Annotated in this window: 18 protein-coding genes and 1 riboswitch; of the genes, 9 read left to right on the top strand and 9 right to left on the bottom strand. The window is 62.4% G+C overall.

Features of this window, described 5'->3' with window-relative positions; all coding sequences use genetic code 11:
- Window positions 1-42 precede the first annotated feature (42 nt).
- Together LQ956_RS11140 and LQ956_RS11145 are read left to right on the top strand one after the other, a co-directional pair.
- On the top strand, window positions 43-5,490 hold the full coding sequence (locus LQ956_RS11140; RefSeq protein WP_238630011.1) for a hybrid sensor histidine kinase/response regulator: 5,448 nt from the start codon (window positions 43-45) through the stop codon (window positions 5,488-5,490).
- Entirely contained in the window at window positions 5,487-5,960 is a 474-nt protein-coding gene (locus LQ956_RS11145) for a chemotaxis protein CheW (protein WP_238621507.1), read from the top strand. Before LQ956_RS11140 ends, LQ956_RS11145 begins: the two co-directional genes overlap by 4 nt.
- Window positions 5,961-5,963: 3 nt before the next feature.
- Here the strand turns inward: LQ956_RS11145 and LQ956_RS11150 are convergent, their stop codons facing one another.
- From LQ956_RS11150 to ahcY, 3 genes are all read right to left on the bottom strand, one after another.
- A complete protein-coding gene (locus LQ956_RS11150; RefSeq protein ID WP_238630012.1) occupies window positions 5,964-6,722 on the bottom strand; it encodes a 16S rRNA (uracil(1498)-N(3))-methyltransferase in 759 nt (252 codons plus the stop codon).
- Between the two features lie 67 nt (window positions 6,723-6,789).
- Window positions 6,790-7,653: a methylenetetrahydrofolate reductase [NAD(P)H] gene (gene metF / locus LQ956_RS11155; protein ID WP_238621505.1), complete on the bottom strand. Its 864-nt coding sequence runs from the start codon at window positions 7,651-7,653 to the stop codon at window positions 6,790-6,792.
- A 98-nt stretch (window positions 7,654-7,751) separates the two neighbouring features.
- Entirely contained in the window at window positions 7,752-9,167 is a 1,416-nt protein-coding gene (gene ahcY / locus LQ956_RS11160) for an adenosylhomocysteinase (protein WP_238621504.1), read from the bottom strand.
- Between the two features lie 82 nt (window positions 9,168-9,249).
- Window positions 9,250-9,323: riboswitch (S-adenosyl-L-homocysteine riboswitch) on the bottom strand.
- A 1,248-nt stretch (window positions 9,324-10,571) separates the two neighbouring features.
- Here ahcY and LQ956_RS11165 point away from each other — a divergent pair.
- From LQ956_RS11165 to LQ956_RS11180, 4 genes are all read left to right on the top strand, one after another.
- Window positions 10,572-11,000, top strand: coding sequence for a hypothetical protein (locus tag LQ956_RS11165; RefSeq protein WP_238621503.1), 429 nt, complete (start codon window positions 10,572-10,574; stop codon window positions 10,998-11,000).
- Between the two features lie 173 nt (window positions 11,001-11,173).
- The gene (locus LQ956_RS11170) at window positions 11,174-11,908 is read left to right on the top strand and encodes a hypothetical protein (RefSeq protein WP_238621502.1); all 735 of its coding nucleotides are present in this window, start codon (window positions 11,174-11,176) and stop codon (window positions 11,906-11,908) included.
- Between the two features lie 172 nt (window positions 11,909-12,080).
- A complete protein-coding gene (locus tag LQ956_RS11175; protein ID WP_238621501.1) occupies window positions 12,081-13,013 on the top strand; it encodes an endonuclease in 933 nt (310 codons plus the stop codon).
- 180 nt (window positions 13,014-13,193) lie between these two features.
- Window positions 13,194-13,712 carry a molecular chaperone TorD family protein gene (locus LQ956_RS11180; RefSeq protein ID WP_238621500.1) on the top strand — a complete coding sequence of 173 codons (519 nt, stop codon included), beginning with the start codon at window positions 13,194-13,196 and terminating at the stop codon, window positions 13,710-13,712.
- On the opposite strand, the gene bioD is transcribed toward LQ956_RS11180, so the two are convergent.
- Entirely contained in the window at window positions 13,687-14,385 is a 699-nt protein-coding gene (bioD, locus tag LQ956_RS11185; protein WP_238630013.1) for a dethiobiotin synthase, read from the bottom strand. The genes LQ956_RS11180 and bioD overlap by 26 nt on opposite strands.
- Window positions 14,385-15,281: a phosphoribosylaminoimidazolesuccinocarboxamide synthase gene (locus LQ956_RS11190; RefSeq protein WP_238621498.1), complete on the bottom strand. Its 897-nt coding sequence runs from the start codon at window positions 15,279-15,281 to the stop codon at window positions 14,385-14,387. Before LQ956_RS11190 ends, bioD begins: the two co-directional genes overlap by 1 nt.
- 106 nt (window positions 15,282-15,387) lie before the next feature.
- Here LQ956_RS11190 and purE point away from each other — a divergent pair, with 106 nt between their 5' ends.
- The 3 genes from purE to LQ956_RS11205 are packed head-to-tail and all read left to right on the top strand — an operon-like array spanning window position 15,388 to window position 17,612.
- Window positions 15,388-15,888: a 5-(carboxyamino)imidazole ribonucleotide mutase gene (gene purE, locus LQ956_RS11195; RefSeq protein WP_238621497.1), complete on the top strand. Its 501-nt coding sequence runs from the start codon at window positions 15,388-15,390 to the stop codon at window positions 15,886-15,888.
- Entirely contained in the window at window positions 15,885-17,018 is a 1,134-nt protein-coding gene (locus tag LQ956_RS11200) for a 5-(carboxyamino)imidazole ribonucleotide synthase (protein WP_238621496.1), read from the top strand. Before purE ends, LQ956_RS11200 begins: the two co-directional genes overlap by 4 nt.
- 3 nt (window positions 17,019-17,021) lie before the next feature.
- Window positions 17,022-17,612: a class I SAM-dependent methyltransferase gene (locus LQ956_RS11205; RefSeq protein ID WP_238630014.1), complete on the top strand. Its 591-nt coding sequence runs from the start codon at window positions 17,022-17,024 to the stop codon at window positions 17,610-17,612.
- A gap of 133 nt (window positions 17,613-17,745) precedes the next feature.
- Here LQ956_RS11205 and LQ956_RS11210 read toward each other — a convergent pair whose 3' ends face one another.
- From LQ956_RS11210 to LQ956_RS11225, 4 genes are all read right to left on the bottom strand, one after another.
- On the bottom strand, window positions 17,746-18,615 hold the full coding sequence (locus LQ956_RS11210; protein ID WP_238621494.1) for a DUF2189 domain-containing protein: 870 nt from the start codon (window positions 18,613-18,615) through the stop codon (window positions 17,746-17,748).
- Window positions 18,616-18,865: 250 nt separating this feature from the next.
- The gene (locus LQ956_RS11215) at window positions 18,866-22,252 is read right to left on the bottom strand and encodes an EAL domain-containing protein (protein ID WP_238630015.1); all 3,387 of its coding nucleotides are present in this window, start codon (window positions 22,250-22,252) and stop codon (window positions 18,866-18,868) included.
- A gap of 2 nt (window positions 22,253-22,254) precedes the next feature.
- Entirely contained in the window at window positions 22,255-22,668 is a 414-nt protein-coding gene (locus LQ956_RS11220; protein WP_238623480.1) for a response regulator, read from the bottom strand.
- Window positions 22,665-24,155: a PAS domain-containing sensor histidine kinase gene (locus LQ956_RS11225; protein ID WP_238630016.1), complete on the bottom strand. Its 1,491-nt coding sequence runs from the start codon at window positions 24,153-24,155 to the stop codon at window positions 22,665-22,667. The genes LQ956_RS11220 and LQ956_RS11225 overlap by 4 nt, the downstream gene beginning before the upstream one ends.
- Between the last annotated feature and the right edge of the window lie 400 nt (window positions 24,156-24,555).

Below are 24,555 nucleotides of genomic sequence, written 5' to 3' on the forward strand. Positions count from 1 at the left end.
CTGGAGCGGCATAGGCCCATGATCATGGGCACAGGGTGGACCATGACTGTAGACAGCCAACAATTTACTGCACTGCGCTGGGTCAAGAAGGAGCTGGACGCCCTGCTGACGGAAGCCCGGGCTGCCCTTGAGGCATTCATTGAAGATACCGGCCGGACGGAAAAGCTGGAAGAGGCCCGCAGGTTGCTCGATCAGGGGGAGGGCACCCTGCAGATGCTGGATCTCCACGGCGCCGCCATGCTGGCGCGGGAGATGTCCGCGCTCACCGGGGCGTTGCTGTCCGGTGAGGTGACCGGGCGGGAAGAGGCCCTTGAAACCCTGATACGGGCCTTCCTGCAGCTGCCGGACTATCTGGAGCATCTGCGTGCCGGCCATCGGGATGTCCCGCTGGTCCTGCTGCCTTTGCTCAATGATCTTCGCACCGTTCGCAAGGCATCGCTGCTGAGCGACACCGTCTTCTTTTTCCCTGATCTGGCCACGATCAGCGCCAGGCCTCTGGAAGATCCTCTCCTGCCTTCCGAGGAGGGTGTGGACATCCAGACCCTGGCCCGTGTCTACCGGCATCAGTATCAGCTGGGTCTGGTCAGCCTGCTCAGGGGGGCACAGGTCGAAGCCGGGGCGCAGCGTATCGACAAGGCGGTGGGCGGGTTGCGTCGTTGCGCTCGCCGGGCCGAGGTGCAGCGCTTTTTCTGGGTGGTGGGTGCGGTCAGTGAGGCGCTCCGCGCCGGCGGACTGGAGCCGGGGGCCACCATCAAGCAGTTGCTGGGCCAGGTGGATCGTCAGATACGTTTTCTGATCGAGAACGACGAATCCACCATGGCGGCACAGATTCCCGACGAGCTGTTGCGCAACCTCCTCTATTACGCAGGACGGGCCACTTCCCCGGGACCCTTGGTCACTGCAGTGCAGGAGGCCTACCGTCTCAGGGAACTGTTGCCTGACGAGGCGGAGCTGCGCGCTGCCCAGGAAGGCCTCAGCGGACCCAATCAGGAACTCATGCTGACGGTATCCAGCGCCATCCGCGAAGATCTGGCGGACGTCAAGGACAGCCTCGACGTGTTCATGCATACCGGTGGCCGGCGACCGGAGGCATTGCAGCCCCTGGTGGGCAGGCTGCGCAACATGGCGGACACCCTGGCCATGGTGGGCATGACGGCCCCCCGCGAGATCGCACTGCGTGAGGCGGACATCCTTGAATCCATCATGACCGGGGATATTGCTCCGGATGAGGCGGTCCTGATGCAGGTCGCCGCCGACATGCTGAACATGGAAGCGGCGATCCGTTCTTCGGTGGAAGGTCCGGGAGACGATGGCGCGAATGATGGTCTGCCCGGCACACTGGGGGCTCTGTCGCCGACGGAGTCCCGTGCCCTCATGTCCTCCCTCATGGGCGAGGCATTGGCCGATCTTGCCCGCGTCAAGGATGCCGTCGATACCTTCGTGCATGAGCCCGGAAACACCGCTGCCATGGAGGAGGCGCCCGGCATTCTGGATGGTCTGTCAGGGGCCCTGGCCTGGTTGTCCCTGGATGGCGAGGTGGCCCTTTTGCAGGGTTTGCGGGACGTTATCCTGTCTCGTTGTATTGATGATTCCCGCCCCCTGCAGGCGGCTGAGGAAACCTTGCTCGCCGATGTCCTGACCGCCCTGGAATGCGCCCTGGAGGCGCGTGACAGCGGCCATGGCAGTGTCGATGACCTGCTGGCGCGCGGCCGTGCCGCGCTGGCAAGGCTCGGGGGCGTGGATGATGTTGAAGCGCGGTTGTCCCTGGATGCGTTGCCGCTGGATGATCCGCCCGAGCTGGAACCGTTGCCGGAACTGCCCGAGGATATTCAGTGGGAGCCGTTGTCCGGACTCGATTCGGCGGCGGAGTTTGTCGAGGGGGATCAGGATCGGACCTTGCAGCTGGAACTGCCGGAGGATTTCGTCCGGCCGGCGCCGGAAACGGCTGACGAAGAGACGCCGGCGGCCATGCCCGAATCCGGGGAGGATGTCCCGGAAGGGGATCGCACCTTGGTGATCCCGCAGCGAGTCCCGGAATTCGACGACCTTGAGGCACCGGGGGAGGAACCCCTTGCCGCGCCGCTGACCGAGAGCGATCAGCTCGTTTCCGGGCCGGCCGTGCTGGCCGATGATGCGGACCCGGATATCCTCGAGGTGTTTCTGGAGGAGGCCGACGAGGAGGTGGCCCGGATCGGTGAGTATCTGCCGCGCTGGCGGGCCGACCCGGGCAATGAGGAAGCCCTGCTCACGATCCGCCGATCGTTCCATACCATCAAGGGCAGTGGTCGCCTGGTCGGGGCGCACTTGCTGGGTGAATTTGCCTGGGCCAACGAAAACCTGCTCAATCGACTGATTGATGGCCAGATTGTTCCGGGTCCGGACGTGCCGGCCCTGCTGGAGGCCGCCAGTGAAATGTTGCCTCATCTGGTGGCCCAGATACGGGGTGAGCCCTTCCCCATGTCCCGGGTGCAGTCCCTGATACAGCGACTGCAGGCTCAGGGCAATCCCGCCGTCGACATGCCCCCGGTGGCGCCTGAGCCGGAAGTGCCGGCTGTCGAACCGTCGATGCCTGAGCCGCCTGAACCCGTGCCGCGCATGGATCCGGTCCTGCTGTCCATTTTCGCTGCGGAAACCCGCCAGCATCTTCAGACCCTGGAAACCTTACTCAATGACGTACCGCCGGGGGCTGTGGGCCTTGTCATCAACCCCGAACTGCTGCGGGCGATGCATACCCTCAATGGCAGTGCCCGCACTGCGGAGGTCCCCGAGATCTCCTCGGTCTGCGGCATCTGCGAGCGCTATCTGAGTCTGCGTGCGGAAGCGGATACCCCGGTTCCCGTGGAGGTGTTGCCGGATTTGCGTGCGGTGACGGTGCATGTGTCCGCGGTTCTGGATGCCCTGGAGGGGGGGGATGCCTCACTGCCCGTTGCAGAGGCGCTGGAGGCACGTTTCCGGCAGCTCCATGAGCAGGAACAGACGCATCAGGATGCCTTGCGTCGGGCACGGGAAATCGAAGCCGCCGAAGTGGCGCAGGCCCCGTCGTCGGATGAGAGCGAATACGCCGAAGTACCGGAGTCGGGGCTGTCCGCGGATGAGCCGGATCCGGAGTTGGTGGAGCTGTTCCTGGAAGAGGCCGTGGATATCCTTCATGCCGCCGATGCCTCACTGGATCTCTGGTCGGAGTCCCTGGGTGATCCGGAGCCGGTTCAGGCCTTTCAGCGTCAACTCCATACCCTCAAGGGAGGGGCGCGCATGGCGGGCATGACCCCTATCGGGGATCTGAGTCACGCCCTGGAAAGTCTCATGATCGCCCTGACCGAGGGGGGGCGGGCACCGGAAGCGCCCATGATCGAGGTGGCCCGGCAAGCCCTGGACCAGCTCAATACCATGGTGGAACAGGCCCGGCAGGGTGGCCCGGTGGAGGCCGTGCCCCGGTTGGTGGCGCGTTTGCAAGCCTTCATCGAGGGGGGGGAGAGCACCGCGGTGGGCGAACAGGTCGCATCGCCGGAGGCGGTGGTGCCCGAAGCCGACACGGAGATTCGCCGCAGGCCGGTGCTGGAACGCCCCGCCGAGCCGGTGATTCCTCTGCGCGTGGAAGCCGAGCCGCCTCGGCCTGTGCCCCAGCCGACCCGCGGCGGCACCGCCGGACACGAAGTGGTCCGTGTCCGTGCCGATGTGCTGGACAACCTGGTGAACTACGCGGGCGAGGTCAACATCTACCATGCCCGCATGGAGCAGCAGATCACAAGCTTCGGTTTCAACCTGAGTGAGCTGGAACAGACCATCCAGCGTCTGCGTGAGCAGTTGCGCAAACTGGAAATGGAAACCGAGGCCCAGATCCTGTTCCGGCATGAGCAGGAACAGGGGGAGGCCAGGTGGCAGCAGGATTTCGATCCCCTGGAACTGGATCGCTATTCCAATATTCAGCAGCTGTCCCGGGCCCTGGCTGAAAGCGTCAGCGACCTGTCCAGTATCCAGGGTCTGCTAACGGACCAGGTGAGGGATACGGAGACCCTGCTGTTGCAGCAGACCCGGGTGTCCACTGATCTTCAGGAAGGGCTCATGCACACCCGCATGGTGCAGTTCGCCACCATCGTGCCCCGGTTGCGACGGATCGTCCGGCAGACCGCCGCGGAGCTGGGCAAGCGGGTCGAGCTGGAGGTGGAGGGCGAGGGCAGCGAGCTGGACCGCTCGGTACTGGAACGCATGATGGCCCCCATGGAGCACATGCTTCGCAATGCCATCTCCCATGGGATCGAGGCGCCTCCCGGGCGCCGTGCCCAGGGTAAGGACGAGACCGGCCAGGTACGCCTGCGCATGCGTCGCGAAGGTTCGGAAGTGGTGCTGGAAGTCTCCGACGATGGTGCCGGTGTGGACCTGGAGGCCGTGCGTGCGAAGGTGGCACGGCAGGGGCTGTCCGGTGACCCGGCCCTGCTCACCGAGCAGGGCCTGATGCAGTTCATCCTGGAGTCGGGGTTCTCCACCGCCACCCATGTGAGCCAGATCTCCGGGCGCGGTGTCGGCATGGACGTGGTCAACAGCGAGATCAAGCAGCTCGGTGGCGTACTGGCCATTGACAGTACCCGGGGCAGGGGAACCTGCTTCACCATCCGTCTGCCTTTTACCCTGGCCATCAGTCAGGCCCTGCTGGTACAGACCGGCGATGAGGTCTTTGCCGTTCCCCTGTCCAGTATTGAGGGCATCCTGCGTATGCAGGGCCGTGATCTGGCGGATTTCCACGCCTCTGCTGATCCCACCTACGAGTATGCGGGCAACACCTACGAGGTGAAGTACCTGGGTAGTCTGCTGAAGGTGTCCCGTCCTCTCCTGCAGTCCCCGGATGCCATGTTTCCGGTCCTGCTGGTGCGTTCGGGCGATCATCGCATCGCGCTGCATGTGGATGCCCTGATGGGCAGCCGCGAGGTGGTGATCAAGCCGGTGGGGCCTCAGGTTTCCCGGGTGAAGGGGATTGCCGGCGCCACCATCCTGGGGGATGGGCGGGTGGTGATGATCCTGGATATCCCGGCCCTGGTACGTGCCGGCGCCGGTGTGCGCCTGGCTTATCACGGTGCTCAGGCTGAACCGGCGCCCGAGCGGCAGCGGGTCACCGTCATGGTGGTGGATGATTCCATTACCATCCGTAAGGTCACCGCCCGTGCCCTGGAGCGCCAGGGCTACCAGGTCCTGACCGCAAGGGATGGCGTGGATGCGGTGGCCCAGCTGCAGGAGCAGGTGCCGGACCTGATGTTGCTGGATATCGAGATGCCGCGCATGGATGGCTTTGAACTGGCCACCCATATCCGCAATGACGCCCGCCTGCGCCGCATGCCCATCATCATGATCACCTCCCGTACCGGCGACAAGCATCGGCAGCGGGCCATGGAGATCGGTGTCAACCGTTATCTGGGCAAGCCTTATCAGGAGATGGATTTGCTGATGCAGATTCGCGAGGTCCTGGGTGGGCGCCACGGCGCCGGGGGGGAGGCATGACCGACATGGTCAATAACGATAGCGTCCATGCCTTCATCATTTCCCTTCAGGAGCAGAATTTGGTGCTGCCTCAGTCCGCCGTGGTGGAGGTGGTGACCCAGCAGGTGGTGCGTGAAGTGGCCGGGGCGCCTTCGTGGCTGCGCGGGGTGTTTGAATGGCGTCAATCTCAGGTGCCCATCGTTTCCCTGGATACCCTGCTGGGTGTACCCAGGGAGCGTCAGACCCGTATCAACCGCTTTGTGGTCATGCACGGGGTGGAACGCCTGCCCGGGCTGGATTACTACGCATTGCAGGTGCGGGGCATTCCCCACCCGGTGAAGCTGACCCCGGCGGACATCCAGAGTCTGCCCCGGCGCGAGGATGACCCGACGGCGGTGGCGGCCCGGGTCAGGGCCAGCGGGGTGCTGTGCATGATTCCCGCCTTTGAGGGCATCGAGCACATGCTCCAGGACGTGCTTCAGGTGCTCTGAAGATCAGTGTCCCAGGTCGCCCCAAAGGGCCTGGATCACCGCCAGTGCCGCCACGCCGGCGGTCTCGGTGCGCAGTACTCGCGGACCCAACCGGACCGGTGTCATGCCCTCATGGATGGCTTGGCCGATCTCGTTCTCGTCCAGGCCGCCTTCGGGACCGATCAGCAGGATGACCGACGCCGGTTCGTCGCCGATGTCGGTGAGGCCGTGGGTGGCCCGTGGGTCCAGCACCAGGCCCAGGCCGCCGTGCCTGTTTGCATCCAGGCAGGCCCGGTAGCCCCCCAGCCACCCCGCCAGGGGGGCAGGCGGCAGCAGCTCGGGAATGTCGTTGCGTCCGCACTGTTCACAGGCGCTGATGATCACCCCCCGCCAGTGGGCCATGCGCTTGTCCAGGCGTCGATCGTCATCGCCGCCCACGGTGCGGCGGGTGATCACCGGCTGGATCCGTGATACCCCCAGTTCCGTGGCTTTTTGCAGGCTGTAATCCATCCGATCCCCCTTGGCGATGCCCTGTGCCAGGGTGATGGGTAGGACGGGGCGGGTCTCCCGGGAGGCATGGGTCTCAATGCGCACCGCCGAGGTCCGCCGCTCGGCCTGGGTCAGCGTGGCCGTGTATTCACCACCTTCACCGTTGAAAAGGATCAGCGGCGCGCCGGTACGCAGGCGCAGGACCTGAACCACATGGCGATGCGCCCGTTCATCCAGGGAAATTTCCCGGCCGACGGCCAGGGGCTGATCCAGGTAGCAGCGGGGGATTCTCATGGTCGGATGATAGCAGTCTTGCCCCTCTTCCCCGAAGGGGAGGGGCAGGTCCGCCGACGGCTTCAGCTCACTCGGGCTGAGGCGTCAGGCCCAGGTTCTTCCAGATGGCCGAGACGGGGCCGGCCTGGTTCATGGTGTAGAAATGCAGTCCCGGCGAGCCTTCATGCAGGAGTTGGTCGCACATGCGGCTCACCACCTCTTCACCAAAGGCCCGGATGGCGTCCAGGTCGTCTCCGTAGGCCTCCAGGCGCTTGCGGACCCAGCGGGGGATCTCGGCGCCGCAGGCGTCGGAGAAGCGGGCCAGCTGCTTGTAGTTGGTGATGGGCATGATGCCCGGCACGATGGGGATGTTGATGCCCATGCGCTCGCAATCATCGACGAAGCGGAAATAGGCATCCGCCGAGTAGAAGTACTGTGTGATTGCCGAGTCGGCACCGGCTTCCACCTTGCGCTTGAAGTTCTCCAGGTCTTTGAAGGCGCTGGGGGCCTGGGGATGGAATTCGGGGTAGGCGGCCACTTCCAGGGTGAAGTGATCGCCGGTCTCCCGGCGGATGAACGCCACCAGTTCGTTGGCATAGCGGAACTCACCGGGTTCGCGCATGCCGGAGGGCAGGTCCCCGCGTAGGGCGACGATATGGCGCAGGCCGTTGTCCATGTAGGTCTTGAGGATGGCCCGCATCTGTTCCGCGGTGGAATCGATGCAGGACAGGTGGGGGGCGGCGGCGATGCCCGAGTGTTTGTGAATGTCCAGCACCGTATCCAGGGTGCGTGCCTGGGTGGAGCCGCCGGCGCCGTAGGTGACGGAGAAAAAGCGCGGCTCCAGCTTGGCCAGCCGGGTCCAGGTCTTGCGCAGTTTTTCCGCGCCCTCCTCGTTCTTGGGTGGAAAGAACTCGAAGCTGAACGTGCGTTCGTGTCGAAGTTGGGATTTCATGCACACTCCTCGCAAGGACTGCGGGAAGAAGGGTCGGATGGACGGTGAAAGCCCCTCTCCCCGTGGGGAGAGGGGTCGGGGCGGGGAACCCCGTCCGATCAGTACCGGTAATGTTCCGGCTTGAACGGCCCGTCCACCGACAGGCCCAGATACTTGGCCTGCTGTTCGGTGAGGCGGGTCAGCTGGGCGCCGATCTTCTGCAGATGCAGGGAGGCCACCTTCTCGTCCAGGTGCTTGGGTAACACGTAGACGTCGTTCTGGTACTTGTCGCCGTGCTGCCACAGCTCGATCTGGGCCATCACCTGGTTGGTGAAGGAGTTGGACATGACGAAGCTGGGGTGGCCGGTGCCGCACCCCAGGTTCACCAGGCGGCCTTCGGCCAGCAGGATGATGCGATGGCCGTCGGGGAAGATCACGTGATCCACCTGCGGCTTGATGTTTTCCCACTGATACTTGCGCAGGCCGGCCACGTCGATCTCGGAATCGAAATGGCCGATGTTGCAGACGATGGCCTGGTTGCGCATGCGGGACATGTGCTCGGCGGTGATGACGTTCAGGTTGCCGGTGGCGGTGACGAAGATGTCGGCCTTGTCGCAGGCCTCATCCATGGTGACCACCCGGTAGCCTTCCATTGCCGCCTGCAGGGCGCAGATGGGATCGATCTCGGTGATCCACACCTCGGCGGACAGGGCGCGCAGGGACTGGGCGGAACCCTTGCCCACGTCACCGTAGCCGCAGACCACGGCGGTCTTGCCGGCGATCATCACGTCGGTGGCGCGCTTGATGGCGTCCACCAGGGATTCGCGGCAACCGTAGAGGTTGTCGAACTTGGACTTGGTGACCGAGTCGTTGACGTTGATGGCGGGGAAGGGCAGGGCGCCTTCTTTGGCCATCTGGTAGAGGCGATGCACGCCGGTAGTGGTCTCCTCGGTCACGCCCTTGATGTTCTTCAGGATGTTGGAGTACCAGCCGGGCTGCTGCTTGACCCGTTCCTTGATCTGGGCGAACAGCACCTGCTCCTCCTCGTTGGTGGGGTTGTCCACCACGGACAGGTCCTGTTCGGCGCGGGCACCCAGGTGGATCAGCAGGGTGGCGTCACCGCCGTCATCCAGGATCATGTTGGGGGTGCCGCCGTCGGACCATTCGAAGATCCGGTGGCAGAAGTCCCAGTATTCTTCCAGGTTCTCGCCCTTGAAGGCGAACACGGGGGTGCCGGTGGCGGCGATGGCGGCGGCGGCGTGATCCTGGGTGGAGAAGATGTTGCAGGAGGCCCAGCGCACATCGGCGCCCAGGGCCTTGAGGGTCTCGATCAGCACCGCCGTCTGGATGGTCATGTGCAGGCTGCCGGCAATGCGGGCGCCCTTGAGCGGCTGGGACTTGGCGAATTCCTCCCGGGTAGCCATCAGGCCGGGCATTTCGGTTTCGGCGATGGCGATTTCCTTGCGACCGAAGTCGGCCAGGGACATGTCCTTGACGAAGAAATCCTGATTCTTGGTGTTTACGACAGCATTCATTCAACACACTCCTCAAAAAGCGTTGGGGCGAGGGTGCGAAGCGGTCGGGGGAAATCACGTCACTCGCCGACCGCTATCGCGGATACAGCGAGCGCCGTTTTAGGAGGTGTCTGAGCCTGGCGAACCGGATGGTCCGTTGCAGCGCTCCTCAGACTGGACGGATCATTATAGGGGAAGCCGCCGTGCTTTTCATCGCTGACAGCAGTCTGCCCCTCGATTCGGCCTTTTCCCTCGACGTGGAAGAATCCCGGGAATGAGGAAGTATCGCCGGTTGCTGCGCCGGTGTCGGTTCATCGGTAACGCCGAGTCCCTTGTAGTGCAATCAATCACTGACGTGCCTGTGTTGATGCGGGTGATGTGGGTGAGATTCTCCTGTCTCATGAGGCGTCTCCGGCCTCATGTCCTGATGGGGATGGCGTGCGGATTAAACCCGGTGTTACCGGTTCTGATCGGGCTGATTGACTTGCATCTAAATCATAAGGCTTTGTCGGTATTGGGTGTGTTGCGAATGTTTTGGTGAGTGCTCATTCAGGCTTTTCGGGTCGGTCGTCTTCGGTGTCTTGGCTGAATTGCCCGTGCCGCAGATCAGTCCTGCGCTGGTTGAGCCGTAGTCCAGCAGAGTCGGCAATGCTCAAGTGGCCGTTGCCTGTCTCTTCGCTGATGCGGGTCGTGTCATCGCAGTCCTGGCCGGGGGGGGGGGCTGCAACGGACAGGGTTTTGGCAAGTCTTTGCCTTTAAAGTATTTTGACGATTCTTCCGCCAGAGGGCGTGGCGTTGTCTGATCCGGGAGGACATGGGGCAGTGTGCCGGCCTGTTGCCTGCAGGCGCGGCGTTTTTGTTTGAAGCTTATAAGTGTGTGTCGGACCCGGAGTTATTAGTCCGGTAAGCACATGCCGTTTGGGCCGAGTCCGTCGAGGTCCGCTCATAAGCAGATCCCTTCGACAAGCTGCCTGTATGGTTGCCGGATTAATAATTAAGCATGTTGCTCTAGTGCGCGTGGGGTCTCGGTGCTATGAAAGATTTCACCATGTGATGTGAAAATCTTGTCTATCTTATGTCATAATCGCGGCGTGATATGAGCGGTGTGATTTTTCTTGTGTCCGGACTATGGGCGGTTGGTTGAGCTTGCTCTGTCCCCGGTTCGGCAATGCTGCTGTGCGGCATTGCTCTGATACGGCAATGACTCTTGGCATGTTCCGAACAAGTCATTCCCGTGAAGGTGGGAATCCAGTGGCGGACAGACTGACAATCCTGGGCACGCGTCTCCGCGGGGGTGACGGCAAGGGGGGCGGAAATTCCCTTGCAAGTAATCATCCATGGCGGAATGTTTTGTTTGCTAATTAAGTAAAAATGAGCCAGGCACCTTTGCTGAGAGCTCGCTGTGCAAGTCTTCGGGAGATATGAATGACTGAAATAATCAAGAACCCTCTGGAAATGTCGGCCCAGGAACTCTACGCCCTGGCAAAGAAGCGGGAAGAGCAGGAGGTCGCAGCCAAGGAAGAGGCGGTGCGTGAACAGCGTCAGGCCCTGCGCGAACAGCGTCGGGAACTGGTGCGCCGGCATCGCAAGGAGCTGGCGGCCCTGGATCGAGAGATCGGCAAGCTGGGCGGCAAGGTTTCCAAGACCCGTGCTTCCCGTGGCGGGGATGATGCTGGTCCCAGCCAGGTGATTTGTGAGATTGTGGCCTCGGAGCCCGAGATGTCCATCGGAGAGATTCGGGAGCGGGCTGCTGCGGCAGGCCTGAATGTGAAGAACATCAGCCAGACGCTCGGTTACCTCAAGAAGCAGGGGCGCCTGGATTCGCCTCGGCGGGGCGTTTACCGGGTCGACTGAGCCGTTTCTCCGGGCGCTGCAATTCCACGTCCGCGGCTCTGTGATCACCCGTGCCCGCGATGTCTTTCGCGGGCGCTTGACATTTGGGTGCAGCATTTGTTCCCCAACTCATGTAGAATGCGCGCCCAAAATCTCTACCCCTCCAATCTGAAATTTCCGTGCAGGAGTTATATGTGAATCAAGCTGAAGCAGAACTGCAGTTGAAGGTCTGGAAAGAACTTGCCGTCAGCAAGCAGATGTTGATGAAGGGCGCCACAGATGCCCTGGGTCTGGACCCTGAGTGCAGTACCGAAGAACTCAAGTCCGCTCTTGACGTTGCCATCCAGAGAGGCAACGAAGCGGATGTAAAGATCAAACAGGCCAACGAGCAGGCCAGGCAAGCCATTGATGCCATGGAAAAGAAGGTCAAGGCCAGCGAGAAGGCCCAGATCCTGGCGGATGCCGCCCGCAACGAGGCCCTTGCCCGGCTGCAGAGCGGTGAGCAGGACATGGCGGCCGAGCGTGTGGCTCACACCAAGGAAATGAAGTCCATCAAGGAGCTGCTGGCCGAAAAGGACAAGGCCCTCAAGACCATCAACAAGGCCTTGGCCGATACCCCTGAAAACGTCATGAAGAAGCTGCGGCAGCTCAAGAAGCAGAAGCATGACGAGGCCACGGCCCGCAAGCAGCTGGAAACCCAGCTCTCCGCTTTGCGCAAGGAAAAGCGTGAACTGGATGAAAAGCTTGGCGTCCTGCAGGCCTCCCTGGAGAGTGGTGCCAAGCTGGTGGAACAGTATCGGGAGTTGCGCAAGGTCTCCGAGCAGTTGCTGGAGCAGGCCAAGGGCGCTGTCGGCGAAGAAGCGCCTGCATTGCCCGAGCTGGATGCTCAACTGCTCGAGGGTATCGAGCAGGCCGCCGCCGCCAAATAACCTGCTGCCACGGCCGCTGTTGCGGCCGTCACCACGGGCATCCGGGCTGCACGAAATGCGGCTGCGGCATGATCCCCGCAAGGATCACGGGCAGCCTTTTGCCGAGGCTGCCCCTGGTCGGCATCGGTATTCCGTGTGTGCGCCGTTTTTGGCCCTCGCCGCGACCTGATTCATGGCCCGCCGCAATACGCCTCAGAGAAAATCCGCCGTTTCCCGTCCTGTCCTGCGCCGTTCCCGGTTATGGTTGCTGGGGGCGGTCATGGCCTGTGTCTCCGTGCTGGGTGTATTCCAGATGCCCCATTGGGCGCTGAATCTTCTGCCGCCCGAGCTTCGTCAGGGTATCCAGCAGACCCGCAATAGTGTGGAGCCCCTGCTGCCGGAAGCCTGGCGTTACCGCTATGAGCCGTTGCCGGCGGAAGTGCTGCCCGTGACGGCCGCGAACTGGAGTCTGGCCCGCAGGACGCTCTACGAGCGCGTGTATCAGGATCAGGCTTATACGTTTTACTGCGGGTGTCGCTATGACAGCGATCTGAGGACGGACCTGAATAGCTGCGGTCTGGAGTCCCTGGTGACCGAGTCTCGCGCCCTCAGGATCGAGGCCGAGCATGTCTTTCCCGCCTCTTGGTTCGGTCAGTTCCGACGCTGTTGGCAGGAGCCGGAGCGTTATGAGGCTTGCCGCTCTGCTTCGGGACGGACCCTGTCGGGGCGTGAATGCTGTCAGCGGGTCGATCCTGCTTTTGTGGCGGCTCACAACGATCTGCACAATCTTTACCCCAGCGTCGGCTACATCAACGGACGCCGGTCCAACTATGGCTGGGGGCGGGTGTTCTGGTTCGGGGATCGCTACGGCGATTGCGAGATTCGCATCAGCCGCTGGCTGCGTCTCGCCGAGCCCCCTGACGCGACCAAGGGCAGTATCGCCCGCACCATGCTCTATATGCGGGACACCTACGGTTTTCGCTTGAGTCGCTGGGATGAGCGTCGTTATTACGCCTGGAACAACCAGTATCCCCCCGATGCCTGGGAACTGGAGCGAAATCGTCGTATTAGGGCAATTCAGGGTCTGGGAAATGCCTACGTGGAATCCTGGGGGCCGCTGCCTTGAGTTCCCTTCCCCCCCCGACCCTGTTGCGAGGTCGAGGTTTTTAATTGATTCGGCTCAACTTAGAGAGGCTTTTCCGTTTCTTGGGTGCATCGCCGGGGTCATAGTCCATTCTGTGAAGATGATGAGATGATGAAGTTGCGACTTGGGGGCATATCAATCGGGGCGGTTATGGAAAATCCCTTGCCAGGAGAACAGCTTGATGTTGATGAGCTCTGCATTCTGAGCGGGCTGCTGTCACCTCCGACCATGGATACACTGGAGGCCATGGAGGAAATGGCAGACAGCTGGGGCTGGCTCAAGCCGGCCCTGCCGGAACTTCGGATGTTGGGACTGCCGGTGCTCCGTCATGAATATCAGCGACTGTTTTCCGATGGGGAGTGCCCGGCCCGGGAGTCGGCTTGGTCTGCGCAGGTGCTGGCGGGCGGGGCTCACAACCTGCTGGTTCTGTACCGACAGGCCGGCATCGCGCTGCAGGGACGGGCGCCGGATTCTCTGGCCATGCAGCTTATCTATGCGGCCTGGTACCTGGAGCAGGATTTGCCCAACTCTCCCTATGGCTGGCAGGACCTGTGGGGGCATCTGTGCGGCTGGGTGCCTCGGTTCGCCCGCTGTCTGCAGGAAAAGGCCTCTCTGGAGATCTACCGGGTGCTGGGGCGGCGTCTGGAGGTGCTGTTCAGTCCCTGTGAATCCCGGGGCTGATGTGTTGCACGATCTGGTCGGCGACCGTTTCGGACCATGGATCCGATTCCTGCGGAAACCGCATGACGGGAATCGGCAGACGTCCGGCGATGTCGGCCCCATTGTCCATGCCGTCGGGTGCGGGTGCTTCGCAGTGATTGAGAACCACCGCCGCCAGTGACAGGTTCCGATGCCGGATGGCCTCGGCGATCAAAAGCACATGATTGATGACCCCGACCCGATCCGGGGCCACCAGCACGATGGGCAGCCCCAAGGCTTGCGCCAGGTCGGCATTGAGCCCGTCTTCGGCCAGAGGGGAGTAAAAGCCCCCGGCACCTTCTACCACCACAAAACTCCTCTCCGTGTCCGGGGCGTGACAGGCCCCGATCAGATCCGCCAGGTACAGAGGGCGGTCTGCCAGCCGGGCCGCCCGGTCCGGTGCCAGGGCGTGTTCGAACCTGTGTGGCGTGATTCGTGCCAGTCCCCGGCTCCCCGCTGCTTCCATCAGGCGTGCGCCGTCCGCGGGCCACAGCCCCCCCTCGTGCCGCTCACAGCCGGATTCAACCGGCTTGCGGACGACCACTTGCCGGCCCTGTCGCACCAGGGCGCGAACCAGGGCGCATCCCACCACGGTCTTGCCGATGCCGGTGTCGGTACCCGTGATGAACAGGCCCGGGCAGGCAGATGCGGGCATCAGTCCAGGGTGCTGCCGGTGAGCCGTTCCAGGGCCTCCCGGTATCTGCCCGCCACCTGGGCCGCCACGTCTTCGGGCAGTTCGGGGCCGGGGTCGGTCTTGTCCCAGTCCAGGGTTTCCAGATAGTCCCGCAGATATTGCTTGTCGAAGGAGGGTGGGCTCATCCCGGGGGCATAGGTGTCCGCCGGCCAGAAGCGGGAGGAATCGGGGGTCAGCGCCTCGTCGATCAGGTGCAGCACCCCGTGCTCATCCAGACCGAACTCGAACTTGGTGTCGGCGATGATGATGCCCCGCTCCAGGGCATAGACTGCCGCCTCATTGTACAGACGCAGCGCGGTGTCCCTGACCTGGGCCGCCACCGCCGGACCCAGCGTGCGCTCGGTGTGGGTAAAGTCCACGTTCTCGTCGTGTTCGCCCACGGCGGCCTTGGTGGAGGGGGTGTAGATGGGTTCCGGCAGACGATCGGCCATGCGCAGGCCCGGGGGCAGGGCGATGCCGCAGACGTTGCCGTCCACCTGGTAGCTCTTCCAGCCGGAGCCGATCAGATAGCCCCGCACCACGGCTTCCACCGGCAGGGCCTTGAGGCGCTTGACCACGATGCTGCGACCTTCCAGCGGTGCCCGCTCCACCGGATCGGGGATCACGTCGGCCAGGGTCAGGTCGCAGAGCTGGTTGGGCACCACATGGGCCAGACGCTCGAACCAGAACTGGGAGATCTGCGTCAGCACCCGGCCCTTGCCCGGGATGGGGGTGGGCAGGATCACATCGAACGCGGAGAGCCGGTCAGTGGTGACGATGAGCATGTGCCGCTCATCCACGGCGTAGATATCCCGCACCTTGCCCCGGTGGATCAGGGGCAGGCTCTTGATCTGGCTTTCGAAGAGGGCGGCGGTCATGGCAGGCTACCGAAAAATGGCTGAACAATCGGTCATTCTACTATAGACAGGGGCTTTCACACCCTGTGAACTTGTCCCCCATGGCCGCTTCACTTAAGCTTCGCCGATGAAAAATCAATCCCCTCTCGTAGGCGTGGTCATGGGCAGTCAGAGCGACTGGCCCGTGATGCAGCACGCCGCCGCACAACTGGAAGACTTCGGCGTGCCTTTCGAGGCTCGCGTGGTTTCGGCCCACCGCACTCCGGACCTTTTGTTCGAGTATGCCGAGCAGGCTGTCGAACGGGGTATCCGCTGCATCATCGCCGGTGCCGGCGGTGCCGCCCATCTGCCGGGCATGCTGGCGGCGAAGACCATCGTGCCGGTGCTGGGTGTCCCTGTCCCGTCCCGGTATCTCAAGGGTCAGGATTCGCTGCTGTCCATCGTGCAGATGCCCAAGGGCATCCCCGTTGCCACCTTCGCCATCGGTGAGGCCGGTGCCGCCAACGCGGGCCTGTTTGCCGTGGCCATGCTGGCCAATCAGGATCCTGCACTTGCCGATCAACTGGACCAGTTCCGCCGTCGCCAGCGCGACGCAGTGCTGGCCATGAGCCTGTCTGAACCATCATGATCCTGCCGGGTAACACACTGGGAATGCTGGGGGGCGGCCAGTTGGGCCGCATGTTCACCGTGGCCGCCCGCACCCTGGGCTACCGGGTGCTGGTGCTGGATCCGGATACAGGCAGTCCCGCCGGGCGCATGGCCGACGAGCATCTGCACGCCGCCTATGGGGATGCCTGGGCCCTGGAACAAATGGCCACCCGCTGTGCCGTCGTCACCACCGAGTTCGAGAACATCCCGGCGGACACCTTGCGCACTCTGGCCCAGTTCATCCCGGTCCGTCCCAGCGCCGAGGCCCTGGAGAGTACCCAGGACCGAGCGCGGGAAAAAGGCATGATCCGGTCCTGTGGTCTGGAGACGGCCCGATTCCGGGTGGTGACGGATCCGGATGAGGTCGAGCCGGCCTTCACGGCCGTGGGCGGGCCTGCCATCCTCAAGCGTGCCGCCTTGGGCTATGACGGCAAAGGCCAGATCGGTGTGGATTCGGTAGAGACGGCCAGGGCCGCGTTCGAGCAACTGGGGCAGGTGCCCTGCGTGCTGGAGCAGCGTCTGGCGCTGGAGCGCGAGATCTCCGTGGTGCTCGCCCGCAGTGCCGAGGGGGAAACCCTGTGCTATCCCGTGGCCGAGAACATCCACCGGCACGGCATTTTGCACATGAGCATCGTTCCGGCGCGAATCTCCGACGACATGGCTCAGGCAGCCCGCCGTGCTGCCACCCAGTTGGCCGAAGCCCTGGATTACTGCGGCGTGATGGCGGTGGAATTCTTCATCACCACGGCCGGTGAGCTACGGGTGAACGAGATCGCGCCCCGGCCCCATAACAGCGGCCATTACACCCTGGACGCCTGCGTCACCTCCCAGTTCGAGCAGCAGGTGAGGGCGGTCTGTGAGCTGCCCTTCGGCGATACCCGCTTGTTGTCGCCGGTGGTGATGGTGAATCTGCTGGGGGATTTGTGGGCCGAGGGCGAGCCCCGCTGGGCGGAGTTATTGGATCATCCCGGTACCAAATTGCATCTGTACGGCAAGAGTGAGGCCCGGCCTGGTCGCAAGATGGGGCATTTCTGCGTGCTGGGTGATGATCTGGAAGAGGTCATCACCGATGCCGAAGCCCTGTTTGCCGCGCTGGAGCCGGGATACTGAATCATGGAACGTGACACCTACATCCAGTCCCTGCGTGAAGACATCGTCTTCGCCGATACCCTGCGGGGCCAGTCCCTGAATTTCCACACCACCTGGGGGCTGTTTTCGCCCCGGGGCATCGATGCCGGTACCCGCCTGCTGTTGGATTTCATCGAGGTGAACGAGACCGATGACTGTCTGGACCTGGGCTGCGGCTACGGCCCCATCGGGCTGACCCTGGCCCGTCTGGCATCCCGGGGGCGTACCTGCCTGGTGGACAAGGACTTCGTGGCGGTTAAATACGCGGAAAAGAATGCTCGCCTGAACGGGATCGCCAACACCGAGGCCTTCCTGAGCAACGGTTTTTCCGCCGTCGGGGACCGCCGCTTCCATCTGGTGACCTCCAACCTGCCGGCCAAGGTGGGCAAGGAGATGCTGTACCTGTATCTGTACGATGCTCTGGCCCACATGCACCCCGGCGGCCGGATCTACGTGGTGACCATCACCGGGTTGCGGCGATTCATCGAGCGGGCCTTCAAGGAAGTCTTCGGTAACTACGACAAGGTCAAGCAGGGGCGGGAATACACTGTGGGCATGGCCGTCAAGCCCGAATAAAAGGAAACCACGGTCTCCAGGGCGGAAACCGGCCGGACAGCCGATGCTCGCTCCCCCCACGCTGCAAACAACGCACGACAGGGGGGCTGCCGAGACTGTTTCCCGAGGTTCACGCGGCCACAGGGACTACTTTCTACGCCCCGATGGGGTTTGGCGCGTCGGGAGGTATCGAGTCGTCGTCGTGGGCCACCATGTCACGGTATCCATGCCACATGGCGAAACCGATCCAGGGAAAGACCACGATCAGCGCGACGAGGGCGGTCAGCACGGACAAGCCGAACAGCGCGGTGATCAGTGCCGCCCAAATCAGCATCGGGCCGGGGTTACGGCTAAATGCCTTCAAGCTGATCGCCATGGCATCCACAGTCCCCGCGCGGCGATCCAGCATGGCGGGTACGGTGACCACACCAAGCGCGAAGGCGGCGACGGCCAAAGCGGCACCGGCCACCACGACCCCGATCAGGGAAATGATGCCCCGGAAACTGGCCAGCATCGTGCCGAGCAATTCTCCCAGGCTCTCCGGTCGGCCAAGGGCACCGACATTCATCACGCCGATCCAGAGGGCCATGTAGCCGGTCCAGAACAGAAACATGACAGCCAGCAGTGCCGCGAACAACCATAGGGAAGAACCCAGTGCCGGTACGGCTCCGAGGCTTTGTCCGATGCCCAGGTCATCCCGATCCCCGTGTTCGAGTCGGCGAGCGAGTTCGTTAACCCCCACCGCCAATGCGGGACCCACCAGCAGAAACCCGGATAGCAGCGCCATGGTGAGCCATGGGTGGCCCCAAGTGAGCCAGAGAATCCCCAGCCCGAAGGCGGTGACCAGGAACCCGTGAACCAATCCCACCGGTGCCCGCCAAAGATCTTTCCATCCCTCCGAAAGCCATCGCAGGGGCGCCCTGCCGGATATTCGTCGGATGGACGGAGTTCCGCTGTCCAACGTCTGCCGCGGCTGAATTTCATCGGGATCTTCTGGATAACGGCGCTTGATCAGGTTGTCCACGATGACATCTCCTTGGGCTCAGTTCGGATCAATGTTGACCCTCAACTTAACCTAGCAGATGGATTTGAAGATTTCCTTGACTGTTTTCTTTCAGAAATCACCAAGCTGCAGCGGCATCTGCGCGAATCACCGGCTAAAGTGTAAGACTTTCCGGCAGGGTTTGTCGGCACGGTGGCCGTCCGGAAGACGGCTGCGCGATGGCGAACCCGGCGGAGGCCCCTCTGCGACCTTTGCGAGAAGCTGCGGGCTACTACCCGTACGAGCTTCGGGCGCTGGATGGTTCTGAGCAGCACTTGTGCAGAAACCCAGGCACTTGTTCTGCCGGCAGCGGTCGGCTGATCAGGAAGCCTTGCAACTCGTCGCAGTGGTAACGCCTCAAGGAAGCCGCCTGATCCTCGGTCTCCACGCCCTCGGCGATGACCTTCACATCCAGTGAATGAGCAAGAGAAGTGATCGTCGAGACGATGCTCATCCCCTTGGGGGCCACCGCCATCGTGGCAATAAACGATCGATCGATCTTCAGTGCATTGATCGGTAGTCTTGCCAGGTATCCGAATGACGAATAGCCGGTGCCGAAGTCATCAATCGCAATCTCGACACCCATGCGCTGGATGTCCGAGAGTTTCCGTATCGTACCCTCCATGTCCGTCATGATCAGACTCTCCGTGATCTCCAGATCGAGTCCCGGGTGCTCACGTCCGGCGGCGCTCAGCGCGTGCTCGACCCGGTCGACAAAGTCGGTCTGCTGCAGCTGCAATGGCGAAACATTGACAGCGATACGTGGCGGCCTGACGCCCTCGGCCTGCCAGCGGCGGGCATCGGCAAGCGCCTGGTGAATCACCCAGGTACCGACCTGAATAATCATCCCGGTTTCCTCGAGCAGCGGGATGAAGCTCCCAGGTGGCACCATGCCATTCTCGGGATCATGCCAGCGGATGAGCGCCTCCAGTCCTGTCACCCGTCCGGTCATGCTGTTGATCTTGGGCTGATAGTGAAGCACGAATTCGTCGCGTTCGAGTGCCAGCCGCAGCTTGTTTTCGAGCATGAGCGTGCCGGCGATCAGGGCGTTCATTTCCGGGTCGTAGAACAGATACCTTGCTCCGGATCGTTTCGCCTTACGCAGCGCGGCCTCGGCGTTGCGGATCAGCACATCGGCGTCGGCGATGCCATTGCTGACGGCGATTCCGGCCGACGCGTCGATGCGCAGTTCGTGTCCGCCGACCGCCATCGGTGGTGCGAGCACGTCGCTGGCGGTGCCCTCTATCAATCGTGCAATGTCGCCCAGTTCGTGCCGACCGCTGATGACGGCAGCGAACTGGTCGGACGTGATGCGTGCTACATCGCTCTTGTCCGGCCAGGCCTGAGCGAGACGCCGCGCCATTTCCCGCAATACGTTGTCTCCAACTTGGCGTCCAAAGGTATCATTGATGCTACTGAAACGGTTCAGGTCCCACAGCACGACAGCGATCCGCTCATCCGGATGGTGACGAACCGCCTGCAGCGCCACGCCGAGCCGGTCGGTCAGGTGTGCCCGATTCGGAAGACCGGTCAATGCGTCGTAGTATGCCAGGTAGGAGATGAGGTTTTGTTTGCCGATGTATTCCAGCGCAAACGACACATCATTGGCCAGCTCTTCCAGCAGTGCGCGTTCCTCATCAATGAAAAACGCACGCTCATGGGCGTAGAGGACCATGACGCCAACCACCTTTTCCCCAACCACCAAAGGGAGTGCAACCAAGGACTGGTAACCACGCCGCAGCGCCTCCTCACGTCGCCTGCCCACCGGTTGATGCGCGATCAGGTCATCAATGAAACAGGGTTGCCCAGTGCGCAGGGCCTCTCCCACCGCGCCCTGTCCGGCCGCGACGTCGTGTCGGAACGAGAGCCTGTCCGCACCGATTGCGTCATCCACGCCCGCCCATGCCACCGGAATCACCTCCCCGGTTGCCTGATCCACATCACCGATCCAAGCGATTCCGAACTGACCCTCGTTGACGGAGATGCGACAGGCTTCCTTGAACAACTGCGCGCGATCGTGAATGCGCACGATTGCCGAATTGATACCGCTCAGCACTGCATAAACGCGCGTGAGCCGCAGAATTCTTCTATGTTGGGTAGTGCGTTCAAAAAACTGGCCTATCTGGGTGCCCAGCGTCACCAGGGTGTCGGCCAAGCGCACATCCAGTTCAAGGTGGTCGCGACTGAACACGTCGAGCACGCCGATCACCGCACCGCCGACCACGATCGGGACCGCACCACCGGAGGCAAGGTCTGCATCGCGTGCGGCTTGTCCCCTCACGAAACCCGTGCTTGCCTCAAGATCCTGGGACCAGTGCGGTGATCCGCTTGCCCAGGCTGTGCCCGGGAAGCCCATGCCCGGAGCCAGTGTCATGGCTCGCGACTGTGCGACAAAATCGCCGCACTGCTCGTCCGATTCGCAGTGAACGTCGACGCACTTGAGTACGTGATCCCGAAGATCGACGGACCACAAGGTGGCAGCCGAAAACCCGAGCTCGATGCATATCGCCCTGAGGATCCGCGGTGCGGCGTCTTCAAGGCGGGTGGCCTGGTTGAGTATCCTGGCGACCTCACACTGGGCAGCAAGGCTTTGCCGGGCGCGCTCGCGCTCAATGATTCCGGCCTGGAGTTCGTCGGCATATTGCTGCATTCTCGTGAACAGGCACCCGTTCTCGTACATGCGCCCGGTCTGCGCGCCGAGGATCTTGATCAGTTCGACATCCGCCTGAGCGAATCCGCCACGGTCTTGTGAATTGCTGAGCACCACCCAGCCATACCGGGCAGATGGCGACTTGACCGATGCCGCAAGCAATTCGCGCAGTGCGGGGTAGCCGGCCGGAAGACCGCTGTCAAAGTCCTGCCCTTGGGCAACACGCGTCTTGAGCACCTGATCATCGCGATAGACCCGACCGAGCTCCCCGTGATCCACGCTCACCGGGTCGATGGCCGCCAGGACGTCCGGGTCGATTCCGCTGTGACTGATATGGACCGGCATGTCATGGGACTGCTGCACGGCAATCGTGCAGTATTCCGCACCCGTCAATGCCCGCGCACCACTGCATGCATGTGCCAGCAAACGCGTCCTGTCGTGCTCGGACGCCAGTTGTAGGTTAAGCTCGACCAGCGCGGCCAGGCGGTCGTGGGCGATCTGCAACTCGTCGACCTTCTCGGACAGTTTGCTGCTGACGAGGTGGAGGTGCTGGCGGTCGAAATCACGGCCCGGCAACGGCGCTTGCGGTGCCTCTTGCGGCCCTTCTTCAATGATCGCCGTGACGACGCGAATCAGTTCCTGAGGGTCGATTGGTTTGATCAATACTTTGCTCACACCACAGACGTCGGCCAGTTGCCGTGCCTCCGGTTCGAGGAAATGCGCCGTGCAGAAAATGACCGGGATGTGTGCGACGTTGGCCTCCGTACGCAGGCGGCGCACGAATTCGAAACCATCGACGTCCGGCATCAGAATGTCGCAAATGATCAGATCCGGTCGCTCGTCGCGCACCACCTGCAAGGCGGTCGCGCCATTGTCGGCTTCGGAAATGCAGTGACCCTGCGCGTGCAGGATGGTGGTGAGTAGCTCTCGGTTGACCGCGACGTCATCAACGACGGTAATCTTGGCCATGACTAGGTTCCATTGCGCGTCGCGCGAGGCAGGCGAGTGGCGAGTAGGGAGGGTGGAAGATGCTGTTCGAGGTCTCGCACGAAGCAGGTGGCATCGATGGGTTTGGAGAAATAATCGTCGAATCCGGCAGCCAGGACCTTTTCGCGGTCACCCAACATCGAGAAGGCGGTGACCGCAATCAGCGGAATGTCCTTCGTCCGAGGGTCACTCTTGACGGCCTCTGCGACCTCAAACCCGGTCTTTGCGGGCATTTGAAGGTCGCAGAGGATCAGGTCCGGGCGCTCACTGTGCGCGAGCGCCAGCGCGATCTCGCCATTCTCGGCGGGCAGGATATCGTAGCCGTGGGCGCGTAGCAGATAGGACATCAGCTCGAGGCTGGCGGGGTGGTCTTCGGCGATGAGGATTCGAGCGCTCATGGTGAAGCCTCCCACAGGCTGAGGACGAATCGGCTCCCCTGATCGGGAATGCTATGACAGTTCAGCTGGCCCCCGAGCAGTTCAGCCAGCTTGCGACTCAGGTGCAGACCGAGTCCGGTTCCTTCGACCCCTTTGTGCTTTGCGGCCTGCCCCTGCACGAATGCGCCGAACAACGCCGCCTGTTCGTCTTCGCTCATGCCTGGACCGGTGTCCTCGACGGCAAATTGGATCCCGCGCCGTGCGCCCGATTCATGGGCCAACAGTTCAAGGCGCACGTGGCCCGCAGCGGTAAACTTGATCGCATTGTTGGCCAGATTCAGCAAGATCTGGTTGAGTGCGCGCCGGTCGGTGTCAACAACCACGCGCCCGGGTGGCACATCAACGATCAACGCCAGTCCCTTTGCCAGGGCTTGGGGCTCAAGGGATGCGGCGACTTCATTCAGCAGAGTGCAGCAGTCCGTTGGTTCGCGGTTCAGTTCGATCTTGCCCGCCTCGATCTTGGCCAAGTGCAACAAGTCATTGATCAGGGAGAGTAAATGCATGGCGTTGCTGCGCACGATCTCCAGTTGATGGGTCTGTTCGTCGTTCAAATCACCCGGCAATTTCATCAGCAGCGTGCCGGTGAATCCGATCACCGCATTGAGTGGCGTGCGCAGTTCGTGGCTCATGCTGGCAAGAAAACGGTCCTTCGCCAGGTTGGCCTTTTCCAGTTCGATATTCTTCTCCCGCAGTGCCTGTTCAAAAAGCTTGCGTTCGCTCACATCACGAATGGCGCTCATCACCAGCGGCGTCTCTTCCGTTCTGATCGGACTCAGGCTGATCTCGACGGGAAACTCGGTCCCGTCCTTGCGCAAGCCGTAGAGTTCCAGGCCTGCCCCCATGGAGCGTGTGCGCGGCTGCGCGAAATAATGCGCGCGATGCCCTTTGTGCGCGGCGCGAAAACGCTCAGGGAGCAGTCGTTCCACGACTGTGGCGCGCATCTCACCGGGTCCGTAAGCGAACAGGCGCTCGGCTTGACTGTTGGCAATGAGGATGTGCCCGGTGGGATTGACGATGACGATGCCGTCTGGGGTCGACTCGAGCAGTTCGCGGAAACGGGCCTCGAGCGTCTTGCTGTCACGCTCGACCTTGAGCGAGGTCACGTCCTTCTCCGAGAACAGTAGCCGCTGTTCCGTTGGCGTCGTGGATGGATTCACCACCTTGCCGGTGATGTCCACGTAAATGAGGGTGCCGTCCTTTCTGCGCCTGAGCGTCTCGAAAGTGTCGTGACCGCGCAAGAGGGTATCCGCGATAAAACGACGCTGTTCGTCCCTGCGATCCTGAATCACCACCAGTTCGTCCATCGACGCGTCTACGGCTTCGGCGCCCGTATAACCGAACATGAACTCAGCCCCGTCACTCCAGCGGTGTACGGTGCCCTCACCGTCGAGCAACATCAACGCATCGCAGAGATCGGACATCCAGTGGCAATCGGGGGCGGCAGGCACAGCAGTCACTCCTCTATTCGGCCTCCCGCACCACAATTGTCAAAGATTTTGATCGATGGTGATCTCTTAGATGTGGTGCCGATTGGACACGCCCTCCAGTGACAGCATATTCAATAGGCTCCATTTGAGTATAACAGGCATCCCGGATTAAAACCGACTAAAATAGTCAGGTAAGGCGCTTGTAACGGCGCCATCGTCGGCTTGGTGACCCTTCGTGCCAGCTCTGCTGGTGGGCTGCGGGATCGGGCTGAACGGCAACTCCGCGGTTTACCGAGTGTTATTTCAGGTTCTCGATGATCTCGGCCGCTTCAAGGGAGTATCCGCTGAATCCAACCGACGAGGCGTCGTCGTGTGTGCGACGAGAAGAGCTTACCAGCGCGAGTTCAGAGTACACCGGCCG

The sequence above is a fragment of the Ectothiorhodospira lacustris genome (genome assembly GCF_022227845.1).
Taxonomy (GTDB): domain Bacteria; phylum Pseudomonadota; class Gammaproteobacteria; order Ectothiorhodospirales; family Ectothiorhodospiraceae; genus Ectothiorhodospira; species Ectothiorhodospira lacustris.